The organism is Streptomyces sp. NPDC048291, from assembly GCF_043201715.1.
Lineage (GTDB): Bacteria > Actinomycetota > Actinomycetes > Streptomycetales > Streptomycetaceae > Streptomyces.
In genome coordinates, this window is record NZ_JBICZC010000014.1 from 102275 (window position 1) to 125612 (window position 23338).

The following is a 23338-nucleotide window of genomic DNA, read 5'->3' on the forward strand; positions in this document are numbered from 1 at the left end:
CCGCTCCCTCCTAGCGTCGTTGGTGCTGACCCGCCCTCAGGAACAACTGCCGCGGCGCCCGTGCCGGCGGGTCGACCCCGCCCGGGCGCGGTGCGCGGCCCGGCGCGGACAAGGAGTCGTCATGACCGACACGCCCCTCCTGCGGGGACTGCACGTCGTCGATCTCGCGAGCTTCATCGCGGGACCCGCCGCGGCCACCGTCCTCGGTGACTTCGGCGCGGACGTCGTCAAGGTCGAACCACCCGGCGTGGGGGACGCCTACCGCTCGCTCAGCCGCCTGCCACCGAACCCCCGGGTCGAGGGGGTCAACTACCCCTGGCAGCTGGACAACCGCAACAAACGCAGCATCGCGCTCGACCTGAAGTCGCCCGACGCCCGGGCGGTGGTCGAACGGCTGGTGGCCTGGGCGGACGTGCTGGTGACCAACTTCCCGCCGCGCACCCGCGCCAAGCTGGGACTGGACTACGAGGACCTGGCCCCCCTCAACCCCCGGCTGATCTACGCCGACGTCACCGGCTTCGGCGAGGAAGGTCCGGACGCGCACCTGCCCGGGTTCGACGTGACCGCCTTCTGGGCCCGCAGCGGCCTCATGGACGTCACGCGCCAGCACGACGCACCACCGGCGATCAACGCGTGGGGATCGGGCGACCACCCGACGGCGATCACGCTGTTCGCCGGGATCATGACCGCGCTGTACCGGCGGGAGAAGACCGGCGAGGGCGCCCGGGTGACCGCCTCGCTGGTGGCCGAGGGCGCCTGGTCGGCGGGCATGTGGCTGCAGGCCGTCCTGGTCGGGGGGAAGGCCCCCCGGCCGCTCGACCGGACCGACCCGCCGAACGCGCTCGCCAACGCCTACCGCACCGCGGACGACCGCTGGCTGCTGCTGGCCTTCGCCAACGAGGACAAGCAGGTCCCGCTGTTCCTGGAGGCCATCGGCCACCCCGAGGCCGCCCGGAACCCGCGCTACGCCGATTCGCAGAGCCGCCGTGCCCATGCGGCCGAGATCGCCGGCCTGCTGGACAAGACGTTCGCGGCCCGTCCCCTGGCCGAGTGGCGCCAGGTGCTCGACGCCGCGGGCCTCACCTACGGAGTCGCGCAGACGATCGAGGAGTTCGCCCACGACCCGCAGCTCGTGGCCAACGGGATCCTCGTGCCGATCGACGACGGCAACGCGGAGCCGCACCTGACGGTCGACAGCCCCGTACGGCTCGACCAGGAGCCGAAGGTCCGTCCACGCCCGGCCCCCGACCTGGGCGAACACACCGAGGCGGTGCTCCACGACATCGGGTTCGACGCCGCCGGGATCAAGGAACTGCGCACCGCCGGAGCCGTCGCCTGAAGCCACGGCCCGGCAGCGCCGGGAAGAGCCGGAAAAGCCGGGAAGAGAAGAAGGGAAGCACGTCATGACCACGGGTACGAACGCACCGACCGTACGGACCGAGGAGATCGACGGCATCTTCGTGATCACGATCGACCGGCCCCGGGCCAGGAACGCCGTCGACGGGGCCACCGCACGGGCTCTCGCCGAGGCCCTCGACCAGCTGGAGGCCCGCGACGACCTCAGGGTCGGCATCCTCACCGGCGCCGGCGGAGTCTTCAGCGCCGGGATGGACCTCAAGGCCTTCGCGGCGGGCGACAAGCCCATCGTCGGCGGACGCGGCTTCGCCGGCATCACCCGGGCCCGGATCACGACCCCGCTCATCGCCGCCGTCGAGGGCTACGCGCTGGGTGGCGGCACCGAGATGGCGCTCGCCTGCGACATGATCGTGGCCGCCCGCGACGCCACCTTCGGCCAGACCGAGGTCCGCTTCGGCATCGTGCCGCCCGAAGGGGGCATGGTCCGGCTGCCCGAACGCATCCCGCACAACATCGCGCTGGAGCTCCTGCTCACCGGCGGGACCCTGTCCGCCGAGCGTGCCGAGCGCTTCGGCCTGGTCAACGAGCTCACGGAACCCGGTCAGACGCTGCGGCGGGCCCTGGAACTGGCCAGCAGCATCGCGCTCAACGCGCCCCTGGCGGTGGCCGCCGTCAAACGCGTCGTCAACGAGCGGCGGGCCTTCAGCGACCAGGACGCCTTCGCCGACCAGGACCGCATCGCCGAACCCGTCCTGGCCTCCCACGACGCCCAGGAGGGCGCCCACGCCTTCGCCGAGCGGCGCCAACCGCACTGGCAGGGCAACTGACAGGTGCTCAGTCCGGCGCCGCGCGCAGCAGGGTCGAGCCCAGGTACCGTACGGCGCGCAGCGCGATCTCCAGGTCGGTGTGTCCCGGCTGGACCGGGCGCCCCATGATCTCCTCGGCCTTTCGGATGCGGTATTGCACGGTGTTCTTGTGCAGGATCTGGGCGCCGGCGGTGGCGGTGTAACTGCAGCCGTGGTCGAGGAAGATCAGCGCGGTCTCCCGCAGCCGTGCGCTGTTCTCGTCGTCAACGGCCAACGGACCGAGGGCACTCCACACCCAGTCGCGCATGTCGTCGATGTTCGTGGCCATCAGGGCCATGGGAGCGACCGTGGTGAAGTCGGTGAACCGGGGCACGGGGTCGGCCGCCGCGGCGAGTTCCTGCGTGCGCAGTGCCTGCCGGTGGGTGGTGCGGAATCCGTCGATGCCGTACCCCACCTCCCCGGCGCACATGTGGACGGAGGGGTCGCAGTGGTCGAGCACCTGCGCCACCTGGTCCATGGGGGCCTCGCCGTGCGGGCCGAGCGGCAGCCAGATCCAGGACAGGAAGGCGTCCCGGGGGACGAAGAGCGGCCTGGCGGGGCAGGCGATCCGGTGGGCGATCTCGTCGGTGATCCGGTGCAGCCTGGCGATTCCCTCGCCCCCGTCCGTCGGTGTGGGCAGCCAGGCCACCAGCCCCAGGTGGTGCTGCCGGAGCCGGTAGCCGAGGGACGGCTCGGCCCGGTCGAGTTCGATGTCGTCCTCGGCGAGGATGTCCCGTACCCGGGCGGCCCGCGCTGCGGTCTGGCTGAGCAGCCAGTTGTCGCGTTCGTGCTGGTGGACCAGGACGGCGTGCTCGGTGACCCGGTCGATGTAACCGAAGCTGACCCGCAGCATGCGCCGGCCGGTCGCGGCGTGGAGCTCGTCGTCGGCACCCTGCCGGTCGAGTTCGTCCAGACACCACTGCAGGAATCGCCAGTGCCCCAGCCGGTAGGCCCTGATCATCGGGCTGATCGGGATGCCCCGCTGGGCCAGCCTCCTCGCGTATTCGAGAGCGGCCGCCGGACCCTCGATCTTCTCCAGGGAAATGTCGTTCTCGAAAACGTGCAGCAGGGTGGCGACGTTTTCCGCGATGCTCGCCCGCAGGATTCTCGTGACGGTCGCGTCACCCCGGAGTTCCGGGATCTCGGCAAGGACGTATTCCGCGATGTCACGGCCGACGTCCGAGAGACGTGACCCTACGTTCTCCGCGACCACGGACAGTTGTTTTACGGCCTCCGGACGCTCCGCAGCCATACCGAGATGCTACAGCGACCGCCGCGATCCCTCCGCTTTTGCGGCTTTCCGGATTCCCGGAAACGGCCCGTTCCCGCGGATTCCGGCAGAAGGTCGTACAGCGCGTCCAGTGGCTGCCCGTCGGGCCGTCGTCGAACCTGACGGACCGTCAAGAGGGCGGCACCGTGCCGGTCGTCTGCGTCCGAGGCCGTCGCCGTCCATGACGCGCTGCTCCCGGCGGGGGGCCGGTCACAGTGCTGGGAGCAGCTCCAGCGCCCGGAGCGGCTGCGGATGGAAGAGGCGCAGCCGGTGCACCCGGCCGGTCGCGTCCAGCGTCATGAGCCAGGCCACGGCGGGCGGGCAGTGCCCGGGGTCGTCGGCCGGGTTGACGATGTCCATCTCCCAGACGGCCAGCGACCGTCCGGCGATCGCCTGGACGAGCCGCTGCCGCACCCCGGCCGCGATGTCGCCGTCCATGGCACGCACCAGCAGGTCCCGGCCGCCGACCCGGTCGCCGCCCCTGAACAGCGCGACCTCGGGCGACCAGCGTTCGGTGAGCAGCGCTCCGAAGTGCCCGCTCTCGGCGGCGGCGAGGGTCTCCCGGGCCTGGGTGCGGCTGTCCAGGGTGCGCCGTGCGGTGTCGCCGTGCGCGGTGTCCGCCGTGCCGGCGAGGGCCGCCGCGAGCTTGGTCCGGCCCTGGGTGAGCCGGCTCCGGACGGTGCCGACGGGGATCCCGTAGGCGGCGGCTATCCGCTCGTACGAGGTGACGTGCGTGGTGAAGTGGCGCAGCACCAACTGCAGTCGCAGGGCGGGGGAGAGTTCCTCCAGCGCCTCCCAGACCCAGTCCCGCAGCGTGCTCCGTTCCAGCCACTGCTCCGGACCGGCCTCCGTCGACGGCAGGTGCCGGGCGCCGTAGCCGTCGTCCCACTGGTAGGGCATGCCGCCGCGGCCGGCGGGTCCGGGCCGGAAGACGACGGGCAGGTCCATCCAGACGATGTGGTGCCCGGTGATGGCGAAGTCGTGCGTCATCGTCGGGCCCGGCACCTCGATCGGACGGCTGTCGACCAGTTCCCCCTCCGCGGTGACCCGGTGGTAGGTGAGGTACGGCGGGGCGAACCCGGTGCCGAACAGGTGGAGTTCGCCGGTGACCGGGTCCTCCTTGGGGTGCGCGGTCATCGCGGTGGTCAGCCTGCCGCCGAAGTCGTACGGCCCGACGGTCTCCAGCGCCGGGGTGACCCGGTACGGGAAGCCGGCCTCGCACAGCGCCAGCACCGTGTCCGCGTGCCGGATGACATGGGTGTTGCCGGGCGTCGCCGTCAGGTCGAAGGTGCCGTCCTCGCGCACGAAGGGGTGCCCCTCCCGCTCCCTGGTGCGGATCCACCGGTTGCGGTACCACTCGGCGCGGCCCTCGCGCAGCCGGATGCCGTGCAGCATGCCGGGGCCGGTGAACCAGTGGCCGTCGTCCTCGCCGGGCAGCGGGTTCGGGCCGTTGCGCAGATAGCGGCCGTCCAGCTCCGGCGGGAGGGTGCCGCGCACGGTGAGGTCGAAGGCGCTGTGCTCCTCGGGGACCGGCGCGAAGCGGCCCTTGAGGTAGAGGGGGAGGGCGGTCCCTTCGGTCATGGTGCTTTCCTTGTCCGGGCCGGTGGGGCGGTGCCGGCCGCGGGTCACTCGGGTACGGGCAGCAGCCCCTGTGACTCCAGCAGGCGCCGCTGCACCCGCTCGGGGTAGACCTTCGTGAAGACGATCGGGGCGGCGAGGCCGACGACGTGGGCGGTGATGCCGGCCCAGGCCGGGGCGTCCACCGCGCCGCCGACGGCGAGGACCACGGCGATGAAGGTGAAGCCGGCTCCCCAGGCGCCGGTGATGCGGTTGTTGACCTGGAAGAACTCGGGCATGTCCCAGTACTCGCGCGGTGTCTGGCGCTTGGCGATGCCGAGCGTGAAGGGGCGGCCGATCGCCATGGACCCCCAGGCGGTGGCGGCCAGCCAGGCGAACGACAGGACGTCGCTGTGGTCCTTCAGCGCCGAGTCGGGGTCCGCGACGGAGACGGCGCCGATCACGACGAAGTACACGATGGTGCTGATCTCCAGGATCAGCGCGTCGAGGTCGGCACCCCGGCGGAGGTCCTGGAGCAGGAGCAGCACGCCCGAGACGACACCGCCGAGCGCACCCCACCGCCAGTCGGCGAAGCCCGAGACGGCACCGGCGACGATCCAGGGGACGAAGCCGCGCAGGTAAGCCACAAAACCCATTGAATTTCCTTGCTGGACGAAGAGCTTGCTGGACGAAGAGGGGGACGAAGACGAACGGGCCGGCCGCGGAGGGGGGTTGCCCCCCGGCCACCCGTGAACCGACGCGAACCAGATGCGGGACGGGCGCCGAAGTTCGACGACGGAGGTGTGACCCTCGTCATGCTCGCGTGCTGCCATACTGGCCGGCGTGATGCGTGCGGGGGCATGGCGGGACACCTGGCGCCGGCTGCGCCGCCGGATCGCCCAACGGCCTTACGCCTGCGCGGTGTTGCTCGCGTTCCTTGCGATCTCCGAATCCCTCGTGGAGTTCGTCGCCGGCCACGGCTCGGTCCCCCGGCTGTTCGCCGCCGCCTCCAGCGGCACCGGTCGTGTGCAACTCGCCCTACTCCTAGGGGTGTTGTGCCTGGCTACGGCGCTACCACCGCTGTTCCTGCGCCCGTTGACGGCCGGCGTCACGGTCACCGCCGCCAACCTCGGCTCGCTCACGCTCCTGCACACCCTGACGGCCGCGGGACTCGCCGCCCAGCTCGTCGCCCAGTACCGGCAGGCCCGCACCGGTGCCACGCTCCTCGCGCTCCTGCTCGGCGCGCCCTTCCTCGTGTCGGCCCTCGCCACGGTCACGGGCACGGCCGCGGACACGGACCTGGCCGTGCGCACGGTGCTGCTCGCGGCGCTCGCGCCCGCCGCGGCCTGCGCCGGGCTCGCCGCGCGGGCCGCCGAGCACCGCCGTGCGCACTCCGCCGCCCGCCGGGTCATGGCCGTGACCGAGTGGGAGAACGCGGCGCGCGGCGAGCGGGCCCGGATCGTCCGCGAACTCCACGACGTCGTCGGCCACCACCTGTCCATGATCGCCGTACAGGCGGAAACCGCCCGGGTGGCCACCCCCGGCATGCCCGCCCAGGGCGCCGAACGCCTCCTCGGCATCGGGGACACCGCACGCGCCGCGCTCACCGAGATGCGCAGGCTGCTCGGCGTGCTGCGCACGGACACCGGGTCCGCGACCGGCGCCGAACGCGGCCCCCAGCCCGACCTGCGGCACCTCGACGAACTGCTCGACGAGGCCCGTTCGGCCTCCGGCGGGTCGGTCCGGCTGGTCCTCAGCGGCTTTCCCCGAGCCCTCGACCCCGGGGTCGAACTGGCCGCCTACCGGATCGTCCAGGAGTCCCTCACCAACGCCCGCAGACATGCCCGGGGCGCCGCCGTGGACGTCGAGCTGCACTACGCCGCGGACCGCCTGCACCTGCGCGTCCGCGACAACGGACCAGGACCGGCCACCGGCCGGCCCACGGACGGACACGGCCTGCTGGGCATGCGCGAGCGGGCCGCGGCGGTGGCCGGGGACGTCCGCACCGGCCCGGCGGACGTCGGCGGCTTCCTGGTGGCCGCCCGCTTTCCCGCGCCGCCGCGCGCCGACCCCGAGGCCGGGACGGAAGACAGCGCATGAGCGTCCCCACCCCGCCGATCCGCGTCGTGATCGCCGACGACCACCTGGTCGTCCGGACCGGCTTCGCCGCGCTGCTGGACTCCCAGCCCGACTTCACCGTCGTCGGCACCGCCGCCGACGGTGCCGAAGCGGTCGGCGTGTGCCGCGAGACCGGCCCGGACATCGTCCTGATGGACATCCGCATGCCGGGCCTGGACGGCATCGAGGCCACCCGCCGGCTGCTGCGCGCAGCACGGGAGCCCGCCGGCGGGCCGCGGGTCCTCATCCTCACCACCTTCGACCTGGACGAGTACGTCTACGACGCCCTGCGCGCCGGCGCCAGCGGCTTCCTGCTCAAGGAGGTCACCGCCGAGCGGCTCTTCGACGCGGTACGGGTCGTCGCCGCGGGGGAGGCGCTGCTCGCCCCCGCCATCACCCGGCGGCTGATCGACGAGTTCGCCCGCCTGCCCGACCGGGCCGCCGCGAGTGTCCCGCCGCCCCGGCTGGGCACCCTCACCGCCCGCGAGACCGAGGTGCTGCTGCTCGTCGCGGAGGGCCTGTCGAACCCGGAGATCGCGGCCCGGCTCGTCGTCGGCGAGGAGACGGTCAAGACGCACGTCAGCCGGATCCTCGCAAAACTCGGCCTGCGCGACCGCACGCAGGCCGTCGTCGCCGCCTACGAGTCCGGACTCGTCGTCCCCCGTGCGAGGGATGCGAAAGCTGGCTCCGAGGGGTGACGTATCCGGCCGCCGCGCTGCCTAGCCTGGCGGTCATGGAGACGACGATCGAGGTCAGGGACTTACGCAAGCGTTTCGGGAGCGTGCGGGCGCTGGACGGGATGGAGTTCACGGTCCGGCCCGGACAGGTCACCGGATTCGTGGGCCCGAACGGGGCGGGCAAGTCCACGACGATGCGGGTGATCCTCGGCCTGGACCGGCCCGACCGGGGCAGCGCCCTCGTCGGCGGCCGCCGCTACCAGGAGCTGCGCACCCCGTTCACCCACATCGGGGCGCTGCTGGACGCCGCCGCCGTCCAGCCCGCCCGCACCGCCCGCCACCATCTGCTCTGGCTGGCGCACTCCCAGGGACTGCGCGCCGGACGGGTCGAGGAGGTGCTCCGGCAGGTCGGCCTCCGCGACGCGGCCGACCGCAGGGCGGGCGGCTTCTCGCTCGGCATGCGGCAGCGGCTCGGCATCGCGGCCGCCCTGCTCGGCGACCCGCCCGCGGTGATGCTGGACGAACCGTTCAACGGGCTCGACCCGGACGGCTTCCGGTGGATGCGCGGCTTCCTCGCCGGCCTCGCCGGAGAGGGCCGCGCCGTCCTGGTCTCCAGCCACCTCATGGGCGAACTCCAGGACACCGCCGACCACGTCATCGTCGTCGGCCGGGGCCGGGTCGTCGCCGACATGAGCGTGCGCGAGCTGCTGGAGTCCGTCTCCCGCGGACAGGTCACGCTGCACACCTCCGCCCGCGCCGACGCCATGACCGTGCTCGCCCGCGCCGGCGCCACCGTCAGCTCCACGGCCCCCGGCACGGTCACCGTCACCGGGCTGCCCGCCGAGCGGGTCGTCTCGCTGCTCGCCGGGCACGGCGTGCCGTTCGCCGAGGTGGCCGCGCACCGCGCCTCGCTGGAGGAGGCGTACATGGAACTGACCCGCGACACCGTCCAGTACCACGGGACCCTGCCCGAGGAGACCGGCCGATGACCACGTCCGGTCTGGGCGCGTTCGGGGCGGTGCTGCACGCCGAGTGGACCAAGTTCCGTACCGTGCGCGGCTGGTGGGTGAGCAGCGTGGGCGCAGCCCTCGCCCTCTGCCTGGTCGGGCTGCTCGCCACCGCGGCCGGCAACGAGGGCTCCGGCCCGTCCCTGCCCGTCGGCCCGGGCGGCGAAGCGGTCAACGACGACTTCTCCTTCGTACACCGGTCGCTGACCGGCGACGGCACGATCACCGTCGCCGTGACCTCGCTCACCGGCGTGATCGCCACCGGACCCGGCCGCACGAGACCCGGCCTCGCACCCTGGGCGAAGGCCGGGATCCTCGTCAAGGACGGCCTGACGCAGGGCTCGTCCTACGCGGCGGTCATGGTCACGGCCGGCCACGGCCTGCGGATGCAGTACGACTACACGCACGACGTCGCCGGAGCGGGGGGCGCGGTCTCCGCCTCGTCGCCGCGCTGGCTCCGGCTGCGGCGCGCGGGCGACGTCCTGACCGGCTACGGGTCGGCCGACGGCCGTGCGTGGCGCGAGGTCGGCACCGCCCGGCTCGCCGGGCTCCCGGACACCGTGCAGGCCGGGATGTTCGTGACCGCGCCCGCGGCCGAGCAGTCCACCGGGACCGGCTCCGGCCTCGCACCCGCGGTGGCCACCGGGGCCTTCGACCGGATCGCCCTGAACGGGGCCTGGACGGCGGGTAGCTGGGGGTACCGGCAGGTGGGCGACGACGCCGGGGTCTCGGGCAGCTACGCCACGGGCACGAAGGGGGCCGCCGTCCGGTCCGGTTCCGGCTTCACCGTGACCGGGGCCGGCGACATCGCGCCGGTCGTCGGCGGCCCGGCCGGCAGCGGGGTGCGGACCGTCGAGAACTTCCTCGTCGGTGCGTTCGCCGGGCTCGTCGTGGTCGTGGTGGTCGCCGCCGGGTACATCACCGCCGAGTACCGGCGCGGACTGATCGGCCTCACCCTCGCCGCGAGCCCGCGCCGCGGCCGGGTTCTCGTGGCCAAGGCGCTCGTGGTGGGCGGGGTGGCCTTCCTCGCCGGGACGGTCGCCGCCGCGGTGACGGTGCCGCTCGGCGGACGGCGTTCACGGGCCGGCGGCTTCCCGGTGCTCACCGTGCCGGCCGGCACCGAGGTGCGGGTCGTCGTCGGCACCGGACTGCTGCTCGCCGCCGCCGCGGTCCTCGCCCTCGGCGTCGGCGCGGTCCTGCGACGCGGCGCCCTCGCCATCACCGTGGTGGTCGCAGGCACGGTCCTGCCCTACCTGCTCGCGACGGCGTCGGTGCTGCCCGACGGGGCTGCCGAGTGGCTGCTGCGGGTCACTCCGGCCGCCGGGTTCGCCGTCCAGCAGAGCGTCGTACGGTACGGGCAGGTGGTGACCGACTACTCGCCCTCGTCCGGTTACTTCCCGCTCTCGCCCTGGGCCGGATTCGCGGTGCTGTGCGGCTATGCGGCCGTCGCGCTCGGCACCGGCGTCGTGCTGCTGCGCCGGAGGGACGCATGAGGCGCGCCGGGCACGCGGAGTGGACGAAGCTGCGCACCGACGCCGGCAACCTCGGGCTGCTGCTGGGCGTGCTGGTGCTGACCGTGGCGGTGGGTGCCGGGGTGGCCCTGACCTCCCGGTGCGACGCGGCCGGCTGCGGGGGTGACCCGGTGCGGCTGTGCCTGACCGGGGTGATGGCGGGGCAGGTCGCGGTCGCGGTCCTCGCCGTCCTGACGGTGGGCAACGAGTACGGCACCGGCATGATGCGTACGACCCTCACGGCGGTCCCGCGACGGCCGACGGTCCTGTGCGCCAAGGCCGCGGTGGTCGCCGCCGTGACGGCGGCGGCCTCGACGGTCTCGGTGCTCGGCACGCTGCTGGTCGGGCGACTGGCCGCGCCGGGCCGTGGCTTCACCCCGGAACACGGCTACCCGGCCTTGTCCCTGACCGACGGGTCCACCCTGCGCGCCGCGGCGGGTTCCGTGCTCTACCTGACCCTGATCGGCCTGCTGAGCCTGGGTGTTGCCCTCGTCGTACGTGACTCGGCCACCGCGATCGGCATCGTGCTGGCCCTGCTGTTCGTCCTCCCGATCCTCGCCCGCGTCGTGGCCGACCCGGACTGGCAGCGCCATCTCCAGCAGTTCGCGCCGATGACGGCCGGCCTGGCCGTCCAGGCCACCGTCGGGACCGGTCGGCTGCCCATCGGTCCCTGGCAGGGGCTGGGCGTCCTGGCCCTGTGGGCGGGTGCCGCCCTCACGGCGGGCGGTCGGCTGCTGTGCTCGCGCGACGCGTGAACCGGCCGCCCGCCCTGGGTGTGGGTCAGCCCTCGATCCAGCCGTGGTTCTTCGCGAACTGGGCCAGCGCGCCGCGGACCCGCACGATCTCCTCGGCGGTGAGCGTGGGCGCCGACGCCAGCAGCGTCTCGGTGACCTCGCGAGTGAATTCGTCCGCGCTGAGCAGATCGCACAGCGAGTCGTCGTCCGGACCGAGCGTACGGACTTCGGCGCCCCGGGCCAGCCGGACCCCGGACGCCTTCGGGCCGCGCTCGCCGGCCTCGATCTCGAACTCCACCGCCACGCCGGGGCGGACGTACGACTCCGACATCTGCATGTCGTTCACGTGCAGGAAGACGTCCTCGCCACCACCGTCCGGAGCGATGAACCCGTAACCGCGCGAGCTGTCGAACCGCACCACACGACCACTGACCATGAGAAAACCCCCAACCAAACCGGGCCACCTGCCCGGACACCTGGACCCGATGGTAGTCAAGTCCGCCCCGGTCGGTCGACCTGGCCCACCGGCCGGGGCGCGGAGAGCGGAACTCGGTGCGCAGATAAAGAAGTTGATATGGAAAGCTGTCGCCAGCCGTCGGTGCGCCAAGGGGAGCCGGGACGGCCGTTGAGAGGAGCGCACGTGACGCAGGACGGCCACGGGTCCGTGGAGATCGACACCAGCAAGCCGCACCCCGCGCGGATCTACGACTACCTGCTGGGTGGCAAGGACAACTACGAGGTGGACCGCAAGGCCGGTGACCAGCTCGCCTCCGTCGCGCCCGAGGTGTGGATATCCGTGCGGGCCAACCGCGGCTTCCTGCAGCGCGCGGTCCGGCACGTCATCGACAACGGCGTCCGCCAGATCCTCGACATCGGCACCGGGCTGCCCACCTCGCCGAACGTGCACGAGATAGCCCAGGAGCTGGCGCCGGACGTCCGGGTCGCCTACGTCGACAACGACCCGATCGTGAAGGCCCACGGCGACGCACTGCTCAGCCGGGCGGGCAGCACCAGCATCGTCCTCGCCGACCTGCGCGACCCGCGGTCCGTCATGGAGCACCCCGAGGTCCGCAGGATCATCGACTTCGGCGAGCCCGTCGCGCTGTTCCTCGTCGCCATCCTGCACTTCATCCGCGACGAGGAGGAGCCCGAGCGGATCGTGGCCACCCTGCGCGACGCGCTGCCGGCCGGCAGCTTCCTGGTGCTCTCGCACGCCACCGACGACTTCGCCGACGACCGCAGCGAGGCCCAGGCCGTCTACAACAACGCGACCGCCTCCATGAACCTGCGCCCCAAGGCCCGGATCGAGCGGTTCTTCGAGGGGTTCGAGCTGGTCGAACCCGGCGTGACCCAGGTCCCGTTCTGGCGCCCGGACACCACCCCGCCGGCCGGCTCCGAGGAGATCGGCTTCTACGGCGGCGTGGCTCTCAAGAAGGGCTGAGCCGCCGTCCCCGGCGGATCGCGCCGTCGTCAGGGCACTCCGAGCTCGAACAGGGCGTAGCCCGCGTACGAGCCGGAGGCCAGCGCGGCGATGCCCAGCAGAACGCACAGGCAGGGCAGGCCGACCCGGCGCAGTGCGACCGCCAGGGGGACGAACAGCGGGAAGGCGGGCAGCAGATAGCGCGAGACGTTCGCGAAGTACTGCTGGCTGCCCAGCACCAGGGCGAGGGTGAGCACCGTGTGCACGACGAGCACCGCCGGTGGCCGCAGCCGGAACAGCAGCGGCAGCAGGGCGAGGTCCAGCAGGACCACCCCGACCCCGATGACGTCCGCGAAGGGGAGCGCGAAGAGGTAGCCGAAGTGACCCACCGGGACGGAGGTCAGGACGTCCAGGGTCTGGCTGCCGTAGTCGAACTCGTGCCCCCACGCGCCGGACTGGAGCTCGAAGTAGCCGCCGTAGTCGCCCATGCGGTGGCCCACCCAGCCCAGGTAGCCGAGCAGACCCAGCGGGGCCACGAGCATCGCGGTCAGCGGACCGGCGACGCCGTCCTCGCGGCGGCGCAGCGCCAGGAGCGAGGCCAGGGCGAGCGCGGCGACCAGGGCCGCCGCGGTGGGCCGGTTGAGCCCCGCCGCGAACGTCAGCACCCCCGCCGTCAGCCAGCGGCGGGTCAGCACGGCGTACAGCGCCCAGGCGGCCAGGGCCACGTACAGCGAGTCCGAGTAGACCGCCCACTCCACACCGGAGCCCGGCCACACGGCCCACAGCCCGGCCGCCGCCAGCCCCGCCCGCCGGCCGCCGAACCACGCGGCGACGGCGCAGATCCCCAGCGCCGCGGCGAACGACGCCAGGACCGACACCAGCAGCCCTGCGCCGAACGGACCGAGTCCGGTGACCTCCATCGCCACCCGCATCAGCGCCGGGTAGAGCGGGAAGAACGCGGCCGAGTTGCCCTGGAGGGTGATCAGCCCGGAGGCACCGGGGACCGGGACGAGCGCGGGGTGGTAGCCGTGCAGGGCGATCTGCTGGTACCACCAGCCGTCCCAGGTACCCAGCACGTCCCAGGTGTGCGCGCCGCCGCCGAACCGGGGGTTCTTCCTGCGGAAGTCCCCGGCGGAGTCCAGCAGGTACATGAAGGAGCCGAAGCCGACGAGCTTCAGGACGCCGTACATCGCGAGGACCGGGCCGTGGCGGCGGACGGTGTCGCGCAGGCGCTGTCCGGGGCCCGGGGCGGCGGTCCCGGAGGCGGCGGGCGGGGGCGGTGCCGTGCTCCGCAGGGGCGTGGTCATGAGGGCGCGGGCTCCGTCCGGCGGCGCCGCCCGCCCGCGGCCGACCGGGCGAGGGCGACGGACAGGGCGAGGGACAGGTGGGCGGCGGCGAGCACGCCGAGTTCCGCGCGGAGACCGGCGCCGGGGGCGGTGTGGCGCAGGACGGCGAGCGAACCGGCGGTGACGGCCAGCCGGGCGGCCAGGGCGCCCAGGGTGGTCAGGGCGGGCGCAGCGGACCGCGGGCGGCGACCGAGGACCGGCTGGGCGAGGGTCCAACAGGCCAGCAGGGAGAGCGCGTTGGTCACCTGGGCGGCGGCGGCCGGCCGCAGCGCCGCGTACAGCAGCAGGTGGGCGAGCGCCAGCACGGCGGCGGGGACGGCGTACGACCGTGGTGGCCGCCCCGACGGCAGCGTGCCCCGGGCCAGCGACCGGCCGACCCTCGCGATGCCGCGCAGATCGGTGAGGGCCGTGGACAGCAGCGCGACCCGGCTGTCCGGGTCGTCCACCCAGTCGACCGGCACCTCGTGGATCCGCAGCCCGGCCCGCTCCGCGACCACCAGCAGCTCGGTGTCGAAGAACCAGCCGGTGTCCCGCACGAGCGGCAGCAGCCGCGCGGCGGCGTCCCGTCGTACGGCCTTGAACCCGCACTGCGCGTCCGAGAACCCCACGGACAGGGTGCAGCGCAGCAGGACGTTGTAGCAGCGGGAGACGGCCTCCCGCTTCGGGCCCCGCACCACCCGGGCGCCGGGCGCCAGCCGGGTGCCGATGGCCAGGTCGGAGTGGCCCGAGAGCAGCGGGGCGACGAGCGGCAGCAGCGCCGTGAGCCCGGTCGACAGGTCCACGTCGAGGTAGCCCACGACCGGCGCCGACGACGCCGACCAGGCGGCCCGCAGCGCGCGGCCGCGGCCCTTCTCGGCCAGCCGTATCCATTCCACCTCGGGCAGTTCGGCGGCGAGCCGGGCCGCGATGAGCGGGGTGGCGTCGGTGCTGGCGTTGTCGGCGACGGTGATCCGGAAGGGGTACGGGAACGTCTCCCGCAGATGGGCGTGGAGCCGCCGCACGCTGGGCTCCAGGTCCTTCTCCTCGTCGAAGACCGGTACGGCCAGGTCGAGGACCGGTTCGCCGCGGTGCGCGGGAGGCGGCGGCGCCGGGACGGGCACGGTGACCTGGAGGTGGTTCATGGCGTTTTTTCGCATTCGTTCTCGATTTCGGGGCGTGCCGAGGACACACCCGGTGGTGGGGTGGGGGACTGGGAGTGCCGTCGGGCAGCGGGTCGCCGGGCGGCGGTCGGCTGTCCGCTAGGCGGCCGAGCCCGCTGTCGCCGACGAGCTGTTCGACGGGTCGGGACCCTCGGTCGTGGGTGCCGACGGCGGGGAGGTGGTGACGGTCGAGTTCCCGGACGATCCGCGCGTGGCACTCTGCGTCGTGCCCGCGTCCGGGGTGGAGGTCGCCGTCGAGGAAGAGGTCGAGGTCGGGGTCGAGGACGGCGAGGACGAGGCGGTGCGCCCGATCGTCGCCGACGGGGTGTCCCCGGGCGGCGGCGCCGAGGTCGTGGCACCGGAGGCCGGCGCGCTGGGTGAGACGTTCGGCGTCGGCGCCGTACCGGTGGTGGGACTGGTCGCGGGCCGGGGCTGCGGCGCGCTCGGCTCGCCGCGGACGCCGGAGTGGGGCCACAGGAACAGGCCCAGGCCGAGCCCCGCGGCGGCGAGGACGCCGCCGGCCGCCCGCTGGGCCGCCCGGACCCGCCGCCGCGCCTGCACGCCGGCCCGCAGCCGGTCCCGGTGCCGGGGCTCGAACGCCACCGTCTCCCGGTCGTCGTCCATCAGCCGCGTCAACTGCCGTTCGAAGTGATCCATGGCCTCTCCCTCACCCCACCGGCTCGATGACGTCCGCCAGCAGCTCCCGCAACCGGGCCACCCCGCGCGCCGCGTGCGACCGGGCGGTGCCCACCGGGCAGCCCAGTACGTCGGCGACCTGCCGGTCGGGCAGGTCCTGGTAGTAGCGCAGGACCACCGCGGCCCGCTGACGCGGAGTCAGCAACGCCAGCGCGGCCTCCAGCCGGGAACGCTCGGCGACGAGCGCCGACATGTCGCCGGCCGCCGCGACCTCGGGCAGCTCCTCGACGGGGCGCTCGCCCCACCACCGGCGGCGCGCCGAACGGGCCGCCGCGCGTGCCAGGACCTTACGGACATACGCCTCCGGCGCCTCGTCGGCGATCTTCGGCCAGACGAACCACAGCCGGACCAAGGACTCCTGCAACAGATCCTCGGCCCGATGCCGATCGCCGCCGGTGAGCAGACGGGCCAGGTGGAACAGCCCCGACCAGCGGGCCGCCACGAACTCGTCGTACTCACCGGCCCGAGCCTGCTCCATTCCCACGGTCCCCGCTCTCCCCGGCTGCCTACACCTGGGAAAAGGCCCTGGGGGCGGCGGAACGCTGCACCTGTCGGGGGTGATCCGCGTCACGTGCGGGCCGGGTCGGTAATTGCCTGGCCGACCGGGGCGGGGCCGTCGTATGCTCCCGGCGATGACCACTCACTCTGCTGTCAGATTGGGGGTCCCGTCCACGCCAGGTGAGTGCTGATGGCCACTCACCTCACGGACGGGGACACCCGCCTTTCGCTGTGGCGGCGCGTGCGCGAGTTCGCCGTGCCGCCCGCCATGATCGAGACCGCGACCGCCCGCCGCACCGCCGGGGACTGGGCGGGTGCCTGTGCCGCCGCCGGTTTCGACGTCGACCTCGACCTGCGTGAACTGGCCCGTGCGCGGGGCCGGGACGCCCGGGACCGGATCCGCGCCGACCTGCGCCGGCTGGCGCCCGACCTGCTGCGCTGGCATCTGCCGAGGATCGCGCCCGACGGGCTGCTGCGGCCGGGGCTGACCATGCCGCTCGCCCGCTACGACACCGGGGAAGGCCCCCTGTGCCTCGTGGTCCGGACGCCGCCCGCCTGGGCGGACGCCGGACAGCGGATCAGCCTCGCGCTGTGGGACGGCACCCTGAGCGACCCCGCCGCCCGGGGGCATCCGCATCCGCACCCCAGTCGGCGGTTCCGCTTCGACCTGCACCGCCATCTGTGGGACGCGACCGCCGCCGGCGAACTGCGGACCAGGTCGGGCGCCGACCGGCCGACGGGCGGTGAACGGCTCTCGTTCGGCTCCCGACTCCCTCTCGTTGAGGGAGAGTTGTGTGCCACGGAGCGGTGGGCGGACGAGGCGCGGATCGTTCTGGGCGCCGAGGGGCGGGCCGGCGGCACCGTCGTCGTACGCCTGGGCGGCGGGCAGCGGCTCGTGTTGCGCTTCGCGGCCGACGGGAGCGTGACCGCTGACCGGCACCCCGCCGAGCGGCACGCCGTCGACCGGGACGCCGTCGACCGGGACGCCGGTGACCGGCACACAACCGACCGGGACGCCGCTGCCGGCGCCCGACTCGTGCTGCCCGACGCGGCGACCTGGGTCCTCCCCGATCTGGAACTGCTGCGCGCGGGGCTGGTCGACGCAGGCCGACTGCATCCGCTGGTGGCCGCGGCGCTCGTCCCCGGGCACGCGTCGGCCGCCCGGGACGCGTACCCCGACCCGGCCCGGCAGCCGGGCGTCGTGGAGTGCCGGGGCGTCCCGCACCGCATCGGCCTGGTCGACGGGGTGCTGTCCGCGCTCGACCACTCCCCGGACGAACTGCGGCGCGAGGAACTCCTGGTGGCGCTCGGCGGTCCGCCGCTGCCCTGCCTGCGGGCCGTCGACGACGCGCACCGCCGCCCCGACTGCCTCACCGGCGTCCGTGAACGCCTCGACCACGGGGACACCGCCGGCGCGCTGGCCGTCGTCGAAGGACTGCTCGGGCCCGAAGCCGTGCTGCGCGACGGGCCGTTGAAGGACGCGCTGGAGGCGGCGGCGCGACGCCGGATCGCGTACGGCCTCTACCGGGCGGGCCTCGTCGGATCCCGCCCCGGGCCCATCCGCACGCGGCGGCACCGGTCCGCCCGCGACCCGCGCCCGGGCCCACGCTCCGCCAACCGACGCTGACACCCACCCACTTGCCCTCTCACACCCCCAGGTGAATCACCCATGCCTCTTCATGCCCCCGACCAACTCGCCGTCGCCGACGCCCTGTCGGCACTGCTCGGCGACTCCACCACCGAACCCCGGCCCGACATGCAGCTGGAGGCGCTCACCCTCGCCGTCGCCGCCGACCTGCCCGTCCTCCTGTGGGGCGAGCCCGGCATCGGCAAGACCGCGGCCCTGAACCGGCTGGCCGAGGCGCTCGACCTGCCGCTGACCACGGTGATCGCCAGCGTCCACGAGCCGTCCGACTTCTCCGGTCTGCCCGTGGTGGGCGACGACCCCGCCGTCCAGGGCGTCCCGATGGCCCCGCCGGACTGGGCGGTACGGCTGGTGCGGGCCGGCCGGGGCCTGCTGTTCCTCGACGAACTGTCCACCGCGCCCCCCGCCGTGCAGGCCGCACTGCTGCGGCTGGTCCTGGAGCGTCGGGTGGGCGCTCTCAGGCTCCCGCCCGGCGTACGGATCGTGGCCGCCGCCAACCCGCGGTCCTCGGCCGCCGACGGCTGGGAGCTGAGCCCGCCGCTGGCCAACCGGTTCGTGCACCTCCAGTGGGCCCACGACCACGAGGTCGTCGTCCGCGGCCTCGGCGGCACCTGGCCCCGGGCCACCCTGCCCCGGCTCGACCCGGACCGGCTGCCCGCCGCCGTGGACTTCGCGCGCCGCGCGGTGTGCGGCCTGCTCGCCACCCGCCCCACGCTCGTGCACCGGCTGCCGAACGGCGAGATGCGGCGGGGCGGCGCCTGGCCGTCGCCCCGCAGCTGGGACATGACCCTGCGCCTGGTCGCCTTCGCGCACGCCTCCGGCTCCTCCCGGGACGTGCTCTCCCTCCTGGTCAGGGGAACGGTCGGGGACGGCCCGGGGCTCGAACTGCTGGCGAGCGTCGACCGGATGGAGCTCCCGGACCCCGAGACGCTGCTCGCCGACCCGGCCGCGGCCGACCTGCCCGAGCGCGGCGATCTGCGCCAGGCCGTGCTCGACGGCGTCGTCGCCGCGGTCCGCGAACGGCCGGACCGGGCCCGCTGGGACGCGGCCTGGGCGCTGCTGGTGCGGGCCCTGGACACCGGAGCCCCCGACCTCGTCGTCGTCCCCGCCACCACCCTGGCCTCGCTGCGCCGGGACGACTGGGACGTGCCGGCAGCCGTCGAACGCCTCGCGGGAGTGGTGGCCGTGTCCCGCCGTGCCGACCGCGCCGCCGACCGGGCCGCCGAACGCCTCACCGCGAAGGCCGGCCGATGAGCGTCGAACCGGGCGCCGCACCGGGCGCCGCACCGGGCGCCGAATCGGGCGCCGAATCGGGCGCCGAATCGAGTGCCGTATCGGATGCTGCCCCGGGCACAGAACCGGGCGGCGAACCGGGCGCAAAGCCGAGTGCCGTACCGGATGCCGTTCCGGCCGGGGTGCTGGACCTGGACAAGCTCTACGCCGCCCGGCTCCAGGCCGCCCGGGCCCGGCCCTACCTCGCCACGGCCCTGTTCGCCCTGCATGTCGTGGCGGACCGGCAGGTGCCGACCATGGCCGTCGACAAGCACTGGCGGTGCTACGTGTCGCCCGCGTTCGTGGACCTGATGCCGGAGGAGGACCTGGCCGGGGTGTGGGTGCACGAGGTGTCGCACCTGCTGCGCGACCACCACGCGCGCAGCGACCGGGTCGCGCGGGAACGCGGGCTGACCGGGGCCGGCGAGCGGCTGCGGATGAACATCGCGGCGGACCTGGAGATCAACGACGACGCGTACGGGGACGGGCTGGTGCGGCCCCGGGGCGCCGTCCGGCCGTCCACGCTGAGGCTGTCCGAGGGACAGCTGATGGAGGACTACCTGCGCCAGTTCCGGCTCGGGCCGCTGACGCAGGACCTCACCTGGCTGGACTGCGGCAGCGGGGCCGACGGCCGGGACCGGGAGTGGGACCTGGGTCCGGACGGCGCGCACGGCCTCAGCGAGCAGGAGCGGGACGGGGTCCGGTTCCGGGTGGCGCAGGCCATCACCGGCCGCCCGGGCAGCACCCCGGACGGCTGGCGGCGCTGGGCCGAGGACGTCTTCCATCCGCCGCAGCCCTGGCGGGAGTTGCTCGGAGCGGCGGTCCGCTCGGCGGCCTCGGCCGCGGGCGCCGGCGACGACTACAGCTACGGCCGCCCGTCGCGCCGCTCGGCCGGTCTGCCCGGTGTCGTCCTGCCGAGCCTGCGCCGCCGCCCGCCCAGGGTCTCGGTCGTCATCGACACGTCCGGCTCGGTCAGCGACGCCGAACTGGGCAGCGCCCTGCTGGAGGTGGCCGCCATGGCCCGCGCCGTCGGCGGCCGTCGGGACCTGGTCTCCGTGCTGTCCTGCGACGCGGCCGCCCGGACCGTGCAGCCGCTGTGCCGCGCGGAGGGCATCGCGCTGGTCGGCGGCGGCGGGACGGACCTGCGCGCGGGCTTCGCCAGGGCGCTGCGGGCGCGGCCGGCCCCGGACGTCGTGGTGGCCCTCACCGACGGGCAGACACCCTGGCCGTCGGCACAGCCGGCCTGCCGGACGGTGGTGGGCCTGTTCCCCCGGCAGCACGGCGGCGCGCAGGGGGAGGAGGACGACTACGTGCCGGAGGCACCGCCCGCCTGGGCACGGGTCGTCGAGATCGGCTAGTGCGGCCCGCCGACCTCGACCAGCCCGCGCCGCAGCGCCTCCGACACCGCCGCTGCCCGGTTCTCGACGCCCAGTTTCCGGTAGATGCGCACCAGATGGGTCTTCACGGTCGCCTCGCCGAGGAAGAGCGACCGTGCGATGGCCCGGTTGCCCAGCCCCTGCGCAAGCAGGGTCACCACCTCCACCTCACGGTCCGTCAACTCAGCCTCGGGGCTGACCACTTGGTGCACAAGCCCGCCGACCACCTCGGGGGCGAGGGCCACCGTGCCCTGGGCCGCGCCGCGTACCGCGCGGAACAGTTCCTCGGGCGGCCCGGCCTTGAGGACGTAGCCGCGGGCCCCGGCCGCCAGGGCGCGCAGCACGTCGGCGCGGCCCGAGTAGCTGGTCAGCATCACCACCGGCACCCCCGGCGCCGCGGTGCTCAGCCGGCGGGCCGCCTCGATGCCGTCCAGGCGGCCCGCCGGACCCGCCGCGAACCGCAGGTCCATCAGGACGACGTCCGGCCGCAGTGCCACGGCCAGCCGGATCCCGTCCTCCGCGCTGCCGGCCTCGGCGATCACCGCGAGGTCCGGTTCGCCCTCCAGCAGGGCGCGCAACCCGGCCCGGACCACGGCGTGGTCGTCGGCGATCAGCAGCCGGAGCCCGCTCATCGGAGTCCGGCCGGGGACGCGGAGCTGAGGGAACGGACGGGGACGACGGCGCGGATCCGGGTGCCGCCGCCCGGTGCGCTGGAGACATGCAGTTCGCCGCCGTGCTCGCGCAGCCGGGCCCGGGCCGCCGACAGCCCGAACCCGCGGGCCGGCCGGTCCGCCGCCCCGGGCGTGCCGGGGACGAACCCCATGCCGTCGTCGGGTGTGAAGGGCCGCCGAGGTCAGGCGCCCGGGTGCAGGCCCAGGGCACCGGGTGTGGGGGCGCCGCTCACCTCGCCGAAGTACAGCGCGAAGGTCTGCTTCCAGCGCTCGACCGCCGCCCGGTCGGCCATGAAGCGGGGGAAGCCGTCGAGATGGGCGTCGGGGTACTCCCAGATCGGCTTCTGACCGGCCGGGGGCGCGATATCGGTGCGGACCGACCAGCCGTTGAAGGACGCCTGCTGCTGGGCGGTGGACAGCTGCCAGTTGAGGTAGAGCCTGGCGGCGGCCGGGCGGGCGGCGCGCCTGAGGATCGCGGCGCGCTGGCCCCAGGCCATGAACGGCGCCTTCTCGGGCAGCACCCACCGGACCGGACCGGTCCCGAGCGGGGCGCCCGCGCCACCGATCCCGACCGGCCTGAGTCCCGAACCGACCGCGTCACCGGGGGAGTTGCTGCCGCGCGCGAACCGCACGTCCTGGGCGGCCAGCGCGGCCACCCAGTCCCAGCCGTACGTCTGCGCGTACAGGGCGTAGAGATAGAGGACGGCGTCGTCGTCATGGGGGTAGGACGACGCGATCCGGCCCTTCCACTTCGGGTCGATCAGGTCGAGCGGGGTGCGCGGCGCGCCCGGACCCGCCGCGTCCGTGCCGTACATGAAGCTGAACGCGATCACCGCGATCCCGACCCAGGCGCCCTGCGGGTCCTTCAACCCAGCGTGGACCTTGCCGAAGCCGGCCGGGCGGTAGGGCAGCAGCTCGCCCTGCGCCTTCCAGCGGACGAAGTCCTGGAGGGTCTGGAGCTGCACGACGTCCGGGACGAGGGTGCCGGTGGCGAGCTGGTTGTCGATGCGGACGTCGTGGTACTTGCTGTAGTCGACGACGATCGTCAGGTCGATGCCGGGGAACCGCTTGAGGAACGCCGCCTTGGTGGCGTCCTGCTGGGTCGGGGTGTCGCCGCCGGCGTAGACGACGAGCTTGCCGCCCTCGGCGAGCGCTGCCCGGTACAACTCGTCGAGCGTGCGCGTCTCCTCGGCCCCACCGCCCCGGCCGGCGGCTGCCGCCGCGGAGGCGTCGGTGGTGAGTCCGCCGAGGGCGAGGGCGGCGCCCGCTCCGGCTCCGGTGGTGAGGACACGTCGTCTGCTGAGGCTGGACACGGTGCGGAGACCTCTCTGCCTGGGGTGCGAGTGACCCCGCCGAGTCTCGTCGCCCCCACCGGACCTCCGCGTCGGCCGGACGGATCGGGCCGCGCGCGGGCGGTGGAACCCGGATTCAACCGATCGGTTGAACGCGCGGTCGCTCCAGCCCCGCTACCGGTCCGCCGGTTCGGCCGGTTCGGCCGGGTGTTCCGCCGCCCGGCCGGTTCGTGCCGCGGCCAGGTAGTTGTAGGCGGAGGCCCGGGAGATGCCGAGGCGCCCGGCGACCTGCTGGACCGCGCCCCGCACCGCGAAGACGCCCTGCCGGTCGAGGTCCCGGAACAGCTCCAGGCGTTCCTCGCGCGTGAGTTGGGGCCACGGCCCGGGCCGGCGGAGCCGGCGGGCGTCGACGATCGAGTCCAGTACGGCCGAGATGTCGTCGCCGAACGTCGTGGTCGGCGCCGCCTCGGGCCCGGCCGTGACCCCGGCGAGGCCGCCGACCAGCGCGTGCACCTGGTGTACGGCCGTGACGTCCAGGTTCACGCAGAGCGCCCCGAACGTCGTACCTGCCGAGTCGCGCAGCACCATCGTGGACGACTTGAGCAGCTTCCCGTCCTGGGTGCGGGTCAGGTAGTTCAGCTCGTCGCGTGCCTCGTCGCCGGCCGCCAGCAGCTTCATGCCGATCTCGCTCATGGACCCGCCGACACCCCGGCCGGTGACCGACCCGGCGAGGGCGACGACCGAGCGTTCCGGGCGGCGGAAGTCGTGGACGACGACCTCGCAGAAGGAGCCGAAGGTCGCCGCGATGCCGTCGACGACCGGGGAGAGCGCCGCGATGATCGCGTCCTGCTCGGCGCGTGCCGGGTCCGGGCCGCTCGGTGCTGCAGGTCCGTGTGTCATCGGTGCCC

General features: G+C 74.2%; 23 protein-coding genes. 11 read left to right on the forward strand and 12 right to left on the reverse strand.

Annotation, left to right across the window (positions count from 1 at the left end):
• The first annotated feature begins 121 nt into the window (after window positions 1–121).
• The gene (locus tag ACGF5O_RS34965; protein ID WP_393813910.1) at window positions 122–1339 is read left to right on the forward strand and encodes a CaiB/BaiF CoA transferase family protein; all 1218 of its coding nucleotides are present in this window, start codon (window positions 122–124) and stop codon (window positions 1337–1339) included.
• A 64-nt stretch (window positions 1340–1403) separates the two neighbouring features.
• Window positions 1404–2183, forward strand: a complete 780-nt coding sequence (locus ACGF5O_RS34970; RefSeq protein ID WP_393813911.1) for a crotonase/enoyl-CoA hydratase family protein — start codon at window positions 1404–1406, stop codon at window positions 2181–2183.
• Between the two features lie 7 nt (window positions 2184–2190).
• Here the strand turns inward: ACGF5O_RS34970 and ACGF5O_RS34975 are convergent, their stop codons facing one another.
• The 3 genes from ACGF5O_RS34975 to ACGF5O_RS34985 form a co-directional block, all read right to left on the reverse strand.
• A complete protein-coding gene (locus tag ACGF5O_RS34975; RefSeq protein WP_393813912.1) occupies window positions 2191–3453 on the reverse strand; it encodes a PucR family transcriptional regulator in 1263 nt (420 codons plus the stop codon).
• Window positions 3454–3681: 228 nt separating this feature from the next.
• Window positions 3682–5052 carry a carotenoid oxygenase family protein gene (locus tag ACGF5O_RS34980; protein WP_393813913.1) on the reverse strand — a complete coding sequence of 457 codons (1371 nt, stop codon included), beginning with the start codon at window positions 5050–5052 and terminating at the stop codon, window positions 3682–3684.
• 44 nt (window positions 5053–5096) lie between these two features.
• Entirely contained in the window at window positions 5097–5684 is a 588-nt protein-coding gene (locus ACGF5O_RS34985) for a hypothetical protein (RefSeq protein ID WP_393813914.1), read from the reverse strand.
• Between the two features lie 190 nt (window positions 5685–5874).
• Between ACGF5O_RS34985 and ACGF5O_RS34990 the strand changes: the two genes are divergently transcribed.
• From ACGF5O_RS34990 to ACGF5O_RS35010, 5 genes are read left to right on the forward strand one after another with little or no spacing between them, the layout of a single operon-like run.
• Window positions 5875–7128 carry a sensor histidine kinase gene (locus ACGF5O_RS34990; RefSeq protein ID WP_393813915.1) on the forward strand — a complete coding sequence of 418 codons (1254 nt, stop codon included), beginning with the start codon at window positions 5875–5877 and terminating at the stop codon, window positions 7126–7128.
• Window positions 7125–7844 (forward strand): response regulator, encoded by a 720-nt coding sequence (locus ACGF5O_RS34995; RefSeq protein ID WP_393813916.1) that lies wholly within the window; start codon window positions 7125–7127, stop codon window positions 7842–7844. The genes ACGF5O_RS34990 and ACGF5O_RS34995 overlap by 4 nt, the downstream gene beginning before the upstream one ends.
• Window positions 7845–7879: 35 nt before the next feature.
• Window positions 7880–8812, forward strand: a complete 933-nt coding sequence (locus ACGF5O_RS35000; protein WP_393813917.1) for an ATP-binding cassette domain-containing protein — start codon at window positions 7880–7882, stop codon at window positions 8810–8812.
• Window positions 8809–10323, forward strand: a complete 1515-nt coding sequence (locus ACGF5O_RS35005; protein WP_393813918.1) for an ABC transporter permease subunit — start codon at window positions 8809–8811, stop codon at window positions 10321–10323. The genes ACGF5O_RS35000 and ACGF5O_RS35005 overlap by 4 nt, the downstream gene beginning before the upstream one ends.
• Window positions 10320–11096 carry an ABC transporter permease gene (locus ACGF5O_RS35010; protein WP_393813919.1) on the forward strand — a complete coding sequence of 259 codons (777 nt, stop codon included), beginning with the start codon at window positions 10320–10322 and terminating at the stop codon, window positions 11094–11096. The genes ACGF5O_RS35005 and ACGF5O_RS35010 overlap by 4 nt, the downstream gene beginning before the upstream one ends.
• A 25-nt stretch (window positions 11097–11121) precedes the next feature.
• On the opposite strand, the gene ACGF5O_RS35015 is transcribed toward ACGF5O_RS35010, so the two are convergent.
• Complete coding sequence (locus ACGF5O_RS35015) at window positions 11122–11511, reverse strand: cold shock domain-containing protein (RefSeq protein WP_391380116.1); 390 nt, start codon at window positions 11509–11511, stop codon at window positions 11122–11124.
• A gap of 204 nt (window positions 11512–11715) precedes the next feature.
• On the opposite strand from ACGF5O_RS35015, the gene ACGF5O_RS35020 reads away from it, so the two are divergent.
• Window positions 11716–12516, forward strand: coding sequence for an SAM-dependent methyltransferase (locus tag ACGF5O_RS35020; protein WP_393813920.1), 801 nt, complete (start codon window positions 11716–11718; stop codon window positions 12514–12516).
• A 29-nt stretch (window positions 12517–12545) separates the two neighbouring features.
• On the opposite strand, the gene ACGF5O_RS35025 is transcribed toward ACGF5O_RS35020, so the two are convergent.
• The 4 genes from ACGF5O_RS35025 to ACGF5O_RS35040 all read right to left on the reverse strand — a co-directional run bounded on the left by ACGF5O_RS35025 (window position 12546) and on the right by ACGF5O_RS35040 (window position 16154).
• A complete protein-coding gene (locus ACGF5O_RS35025) occupies window positions 12546–13802 on the reverse strand; it encodes a hypothetical protein (RefSeq protein ID WP_393813921.1) in 1257 nt (418 codons plus the stop codon).
• Window positions 13799–14962, reverse strand: coding sequence for a dolichyl-phosphate beta-glucosyltransferase (locus ACGF5O_RS35030; RefSeq protein ID WP_393813922.1), 1164 nt, complete (start codon window positions 14960–14962; stop codon window positions 13799–13801). The genes ACGF5O_RS35025 and ACGF5O_RS35030 overlap by 4 nt, the downstream gene beginning before the upstream one ends.
• Window positions 14963–15079: 117 nt before the next feature.
• Window positions 15080–15637 (reverse strand): hypothetical protein, encoded by a 558-nt coding sequence (locus ACGF5O_RS35035; RefSeq protein WP_393813923.1) that lies wholly within the window; start codon window positions 15635–15637, stop codon window positions 15080–15082.
• A gap of 10 nt (window positions 15638–15647) precedes the next feature.
• Complete coding sequence (locus tag ACGF5O_RS35040) at window positions 15648–16154, reverse strand: SigE family RNA polymerase sigma factor (RefSeq protein ID WP_393813924.1); 507 nt, start codon at window positions 16152–16154, stop codon at window positions 15648–15650.
• Window positions 16155–16364: 210 nt separating this feature from the next.
• Between ACGF5O_RS35040 and ACGF5O_RS35045 the strand changes: the two genes are divergently transcribed.
• From ACGF5O_RS35045 to ACGF5O_RS35055, 3 genes are read left to right on the forward strand one after another with little or no spacing between them, the layout of a single operon-like run.
• Window positions 16365–17801, forward strand: a complete 1437-nt coding sequence (locus tag ACGF5O_RS35045; protein WP_393813925.1) for a hypothetical protein — start codon at window positions 16365–16367, stop codon at window positions 17799–17801.
• A gap of 42 nt (window positions 17802–17843) precedes the next feature.
• Complete coding sequence (locus ACGF5O_RS35050; RefSeq protein ID WP_393813926.1) at window positions 17844–19073, forward strand: AAA family ATPase; 1230 nt, start codon at window positions 17844–17846, stop codon at window positions 19071–19073.
• The gene (locus ACGF5O_RS35055) at window positions 19070–20449 is read left to right on the forward strand and encodes a VWA-like domain-containing protein (RefSeq protein WP_393813927.1); all 1380 of its coding nucleotides are present in this window, start codon (window positions 19070–19072) and stop codon (window positions 20447–20449) included. Before ACGF5O_RS35050 ends, ACGF5O_RS35055 begins: the two co-directional genes overlap by 4 nt.
• On the opposite strand, the gene ACGF5O_RS35060 is transcribed toward ACGF5O_RS35055, so the two are convergent.
• From ACGF5O_RS35060 to ACGF5O_RS35075, 4 genes are all read right to left on the reverse strand, one after another.
• Window positions 20446–21099 carry a response regulator gene (locus ACGF5O_RS35060; protein ID WP_393813928.1) on the reverse strand — a complete coding sequence of 218 codons (654 nt, stop codon included), beginning with the start codon at window positions 21097–21099 and terminating at the stop codon, window positions 20446–20448. The genes ACGF5O_RS35055 and ACGF5O_RS35060 overlap by 4 nt on opposite strands.
• A complete protein-coding gene (locus ACGF5O_RS35065; protein WP_393813929.1) occupies window positions 21096–21290 on the reverse strand; it encodes an ATP-binding protein in 195 nt (64 codons plus the stop codon). The genes ACGF5O_RS35060 and ACGF5O_RS35065 overlap by 4 nt, the downstream gene beginning before the upstream one ends.
• A gap of 30 nt (window positions 21291–21320) precedes the next feature.
• Entirely contained in the window at window positions 21321–22451 is a 1131-nt protein-coding gene (locus tag ACGF5O_RS35070; RefSeq protein WP_393813930.1) for an ABC transporter substrate-binding protein, read from the reverse strand.
• A 153-nt stretch (window positions 22452–22604) separates the two neighbouring features.
• Entirely contained in the window at window positions 22605–23330 is a 726-nt protein-coding gene (locus ACGF5O_RS35075) for a transcriptional regulator (RefSeq protein WP_393813931.1), read from the reverse strand.
• Window positions 23331–23338 lie beyond the last annotated feature (8 nt).